Origin of the sequence: Lamprobacter sp., from assembly GCF_034860625.1 — a bacterium.
Taxonomy (GTDB): domain Bacteria; phylum Pseudomonadota; class Gammaproteobacteria; order Chromatiales; family Chromatiaceae; genus Lamprobacter.
The window spans coordinates 1-4311 of record NZ_JAYESN010000249.1; the positions used below are offsets into that span (position 1 = coordinate 1).

General features: G+C 58.7%; 5 protein-coding genes. 2 read left to right on the plus strand and 3 right to left on the minus strand.

The genetic code is table 11. The features are described from left to right. Nucleotides 1–384: phosphoribosylaminoimidazolesuccinocarboxamide synthase (locus VBE63_RS25300; protein ID WP_323685775.1), on the plus strand; the 384-nt coding region annotated here is incomplete at its 5' end. A gap of 139 nt (nt 385–523) precedes the next feature. Here VBE63_RS25300 and VBE63_RS25305 read toward each other — a convergent pair. From VBE63_RS25305 to VBE63_RS25315, 3 genes are all read right to left on the minus strand, one after another. After that, nucleotides 524–778, minus strand: coding sequence for a UPF0175 family protein (locus VBE63_RS25305; RefSeq protein ID WP_323685776.1), 255 nt, complete (start codon nt 776–778; stop codon nt 524–526). Between the two features lie 200 nt (nt 779–978). Next, on the minus strand, nt 979–2157 hold the full coding sequence (locus tag VBE63_RS25310; protein ID WP_323685777.1) for a hypothetical protein: 1179 nt from the start codon (nt 2155–2157) through the stop codon (nt 979–981). 35 nt (nt 2158–2192) lie between these two features. Beyond that, nucleotides 2193–3461, minus strand: coding sequence for a DNA cytosine methyltransferase (locus VBE63_RS25315; RefSeq protein ID WP_323685778.1), 1269 nt, complete (start codon nt 3459–3461; stop codon nt 2193–2195). 288 nt (nt 3462–3749) lie between these two features. On the opposite strand from VBE63_RS25315, the gene VBE63_RS25320 reads away from it, so the two are divergent. Continuing rightward, nucleotides 3750–4311: hypothetical protein (locus VBE63_RS25320; RefSeq protein ID WP_323685779.1), on the plus strand; the 562-nt coding region annotated here is incomplete at its 3' end.

A 4311-nucleotide genomic window follows, 5' to 3' on the forward strand; every position in this document is an offset into this window, starting at 1 on the left:
AACTTCGCCGGCGCCGCCGATCGCATCGGCACCGAGCTTGCCGAGCAGGTGCGCGCGATCAGCCTACGCATCTATCAAGAGAGCGCCGCCTATGCGCTCGAGCGCGGCATCATCATCGCCGATACCAAGTTTGAATTTGGCCTCGATGCCGAGGGCCGCCTGCACCTGATCGACGAGGTGCTGACCCCGGACTCCTCCCGCTTCTGGCCGGTCGACCAATACCAGCCCGGCAGCAGCCCGCCGAGCTTCGACAAGCAGTTCGTGCGCGATTATCTCGAGACCCTAGACTGGGACAAGACCCCGCCCGGGCCGATGTTGCCCGAGATCATCATTGCCCAGACTGCAGCCAAGTATGCGGAGGCGGAGCGGCGTTTGATCGGGTGAGATCGCATCCAGAACGCAGCGCTCCTTTCAGCGAATGCGAGCCGCTGCACTCCTCGACGAAGTAGCAGTTTGGAAGGTCCAACCGCTGCTGAGCGCCGAGCACAATCAGCACCGTTGTGTCACTGACGCCAGCGGACACTCAGTGCCCTTCCGGCAGATGGAGCGTCTCCAAGTCTTCGTCTAGATCGTAATCCGCGATGGCGACACCAAGCGTAGACAAAAGCGGCATCATCTCCTGCTTGGATTTGCCAAAGACCTTGGCAACCTGGCCGAGACTGAGGTCTCCAGCCTGAAACAAGCGAATCGCGATCCAGCGCAGAAAACCAAGGCCGAGCAATCGCTCGTCGAAGGGAGCCGCGATGCCGATCGGCTCATCGCAGCGAGTGATCAGCACCTTATCGCTGCTGTCAAAGGCCTTGCCAAGGGCGCCTGGATTCAGGTTAAGTTATTTTATATCAAATGTTTGCATGGAATATCCCTGCATGTTACATCTCTCTAAAAAGATCTCCTCAAACCTGACCTTGGATGCCACAGACGAGGCCGGACAAATCCGATCGAAACTCGGCACAGGCCGCTGCTCACCAACCAGCCTGCTCAAATCAGCGCCCGTTCTAGGACTGAGACGACATCCTGCCCCCAACGCGAGTCAATCCTGGCACGGTTGCTCAACCTGCCTGGACAATGTTCGTGAGGGTCCAGATCACGGGTGAGGGCATAACGGAAATCCCACCGCTCGGTCTGCGGATGCAGGCAGGCAGCAACCACATCAAACTCAGCGGTCGTGTAGTACCGAGAGCAGGGGTTGCCCTTCGCTGCGCGGGTACGCTGGAAGTCGAGCCGATAGCTTCCATCAGCATAGGGTCGCCGCAGAATATTCTTGCACTCGATCAGTAACGGCCGACCGCCGCGGAGCGATACGCGCAGGTCTGGACGCCCATCCTCTTCGATCGCCGTGCACTCGGTTATAACTGGCAGTCCAGCGAGTTGCCTGAGCAAATGGGTCTCGGCCACCCAGCCACGAACGGCCATCTTGAGTCGAGGAGCACTCTCGATCAAATCGAGTATCTCGGCTTCCGTCAGTTGGAATTCTGTCGCCAACTGATGCAGACCTGCTGACCCTACGGACGCTCCCGCGTCCGTTTCCTGCATTGGTATCGAGAAGCGCTCCAGCTCTGCCACCTTGTCGGCAAGCAGGCCACGGTGTCCGGTATCCAGCCCTTTTGCCGCACGCTCAAACCGAACGTAGCGCAGGAATTGGTCTGGCAAGCCACCAACCATAACTTCGGCAGGCTCCTCCAATCCATCCTTGGAGCGTTTCTGGCGCTCCCACGAGAGCCACCCGCGATCAAGGATGGCTTGGACTTGCTGTTCTTTGAATTCGACGGAGATGAAGAAGCGTGTTGGGCTATGCAGCACAGGGTCAGCTGCAACGAAGAAGCCGCGCTCGGGATTGATGCCGAGAAAGAGCGTGGTATACAGACCAAACGGGTCCTGCCAGAGTTCATGCAGCTCACCGGTCTTGGGACCGTACTTCACCTGAAATCGATGCTCATCGGCAGGCCGATTTCGTGTCCTGCGACTATTTGCAAGAAAGGCATAGGCGATGATGCCTAAGCGCTCACCATCCGGTGCTTCAAAGCTGATTCGAAACGGGGCCTCGCTCGGATCAGAGCAATGGATAACGCGACAGCCTGCGGCATCCAAAGCCGACAAGATAAACGCCAGCAAGGGGGCTTTTTGGCTGCGACTGACAGAAAATCGCTGATAAGTCATTGCCCTACTCAACCCTAAAGCGCAAGGCCACCGAGCTAAAGCGACACTAATCGCATGGATGCGCGGCGCCCCTTACCAGTCCCTGGATGCGGCTCGTGACGACCCGCCAAATGCAAAAATTTGTCAGCGACCGGCTGCAGAGGCTCTGGTGGTGGAGGCTCTCCGCGAACAGAAGGTATGAGAGAAACACCGCGATCAACGCTCGCTGCCTCGCCGAGCAAGCGTTGGCGCAGCTGGAGCGCAATCACCTCAGCCAGCGCCGAAGGAACGGCGTTCCCCAACTGCCTCTGGACAGTGCCCAGAGCGCCGAGCACGAAGTAGTCGTCCGGCAAGGTCTGTAATCGACACAGCTCACGTGCAGACAGGCGTCGGTTCTTCCAATGGAAGGGCCCCGTAGCCGGCCCAGGCTGCGCAGTCAGCGTCCAAGACGGCTGATCCTTCGCCAGCTTCAGCAGAAAATTCCAGAACCTACGTCGCCAGCCGAACAGGGGTATGCCGGCACCACGGTCGGTGTGATAGAGATAGTTGCTTCCCTCCGGAATCGATGGCAACAGGTCTGCCCATTTGCCACGCAAGCGAAGTTCAGGGTTGTCATCACCCTCTAAGTCACCAATGGCATCCCAGGCGTTTCGATAGCGCGGCAGATCAAGCGCGAGCGCTAGCTGGCTGCCCTTCGTCCCGGCGTCGACCGGGCGATGCGTGGGCGCTAGCTGACCAAAACGGGAGCCGTCACGGGCTCCAACCAAGAAAGCGCGCTCGCGGGTCTGAGGTACTCCGAAGTCAGCGGCATTGAGCACCAGTAGCTCAACATGATATGAAGTCCCCTGCTCGCGGTTGATCGACGCCACGATCTGATGGATCAGCTCGATCCCTTCATCCTTTCCGCGGAAGGCCAGACCGGCGACATTCTCTATGAGAAAAGCACGAGGCCTGACGTCACGCAGCACCCGCAAATAGGCTTCAACCGTCGAGGCGCGAGGGTCCTCCAGGCGCCGGGCATCACCCGTCGCCCAGTACCCGCACTTTGAGAACGGCTGACAGGGTGGGCCGCCAATGAGCACATCTGCTTCGCCCGGCTCAAGGTCTGCTTCGCGAAGAAGGTCTGCCGACGACACATCATGAATCGAGCGGTGGATCACCGGCCAAGAGCGGTTGGCACGCAACGTGGCAACGCAATCGTCGTCCATTTCGAGCGCAATGCGCGTCTCGAAGCCGGCCGCCTCAAAGCCTAGGTCTAGACCGCCCGCTCCTGTATAGAGACTGATTGCAGTCAGCGCTGGACGTGGTCTTAAGGATGTATACATCTGAGTCTAGAAAAGCTTACAAAACGGCAGATCTCAGTATCGGCGCGAAGCCGCCCTGAAAGTAGATCGTTAGCTCAGCCTTTGTTGCTTCCTGGCTAGGTAACGACAGGCATCAGAAAACGGCACCATGCCAGGAGTGTCCCTGTGCACGCCGTGAAGAAGGCAAACAGTCGTGCTAGCTTGACATGAAAATAGCGATGTCCGCATCCTGCATCACAGTCTTCAACGCGAACATCGCTCATCTTGTCCGCTGCCAACGGAGACTCCCCCCTTAGAGGTCTATGACTCATGGGCATGTTCGACAGCTTGCGAGTCCCGCTTGGTGATCGCGAGGTCGAGGTTCAAACCAAGCGCTTCGACTGCGTCTTGACGACCTATCGCATCGGCGATCTCGTCAGCGGTGCCGCTCCGGGCTTGCGGGTGTACTTCGATCAGCTGCGCATCGATGAAGACGGCCGATTCGTCTACCAGGATACCGATGACCCAACCGAAGACTGGACCCTGTTTCTGGTACTCGCCAACGGCATCCTGGTCGAGACCGAGGCCGTTGCTGGAACACTCAGCGAGGAGGCGATCCTCCAGCGTATCCAAACGCTCAACGAGATCTGGAAGGATTCCGCCCGTCTAATCGAACGCTTGTCGACCTTCATCGCCGAGAAGCAGAAACGGATCGACCGCATGACATCAGGCATCAATGCGGTGCGGCACGTCATCGACGATACGCGCCGCCTGCGCCAAGGCGATGATCTCTCCGGCCCGTTCAGCCTGATTCACGAGAGCTCCCGCCGACTGAAGCAAGGCGATGATCCGCTCGATGTGATCGAGTCGGTTCTCGGTGAAGACCATCGGC

Excerpts from the sequence above, each read along its gene's own strand:
- VBE63_RS25310 (WP_323685777.1), bottom strand. The coding sequence starts at position 2,157 with ATGACTTATCAGCGATTTTCTGTCAGTCGCAGCCAAAAAGCCCCCTTG.
- VBE63_RS25315 (WP_323685778.1), bottom strand. The coding sequence starts at position 3,461 with ATGTATACATCCTTAAGACCACGTCCAGCGCTGACTGCAATCAGTCTC.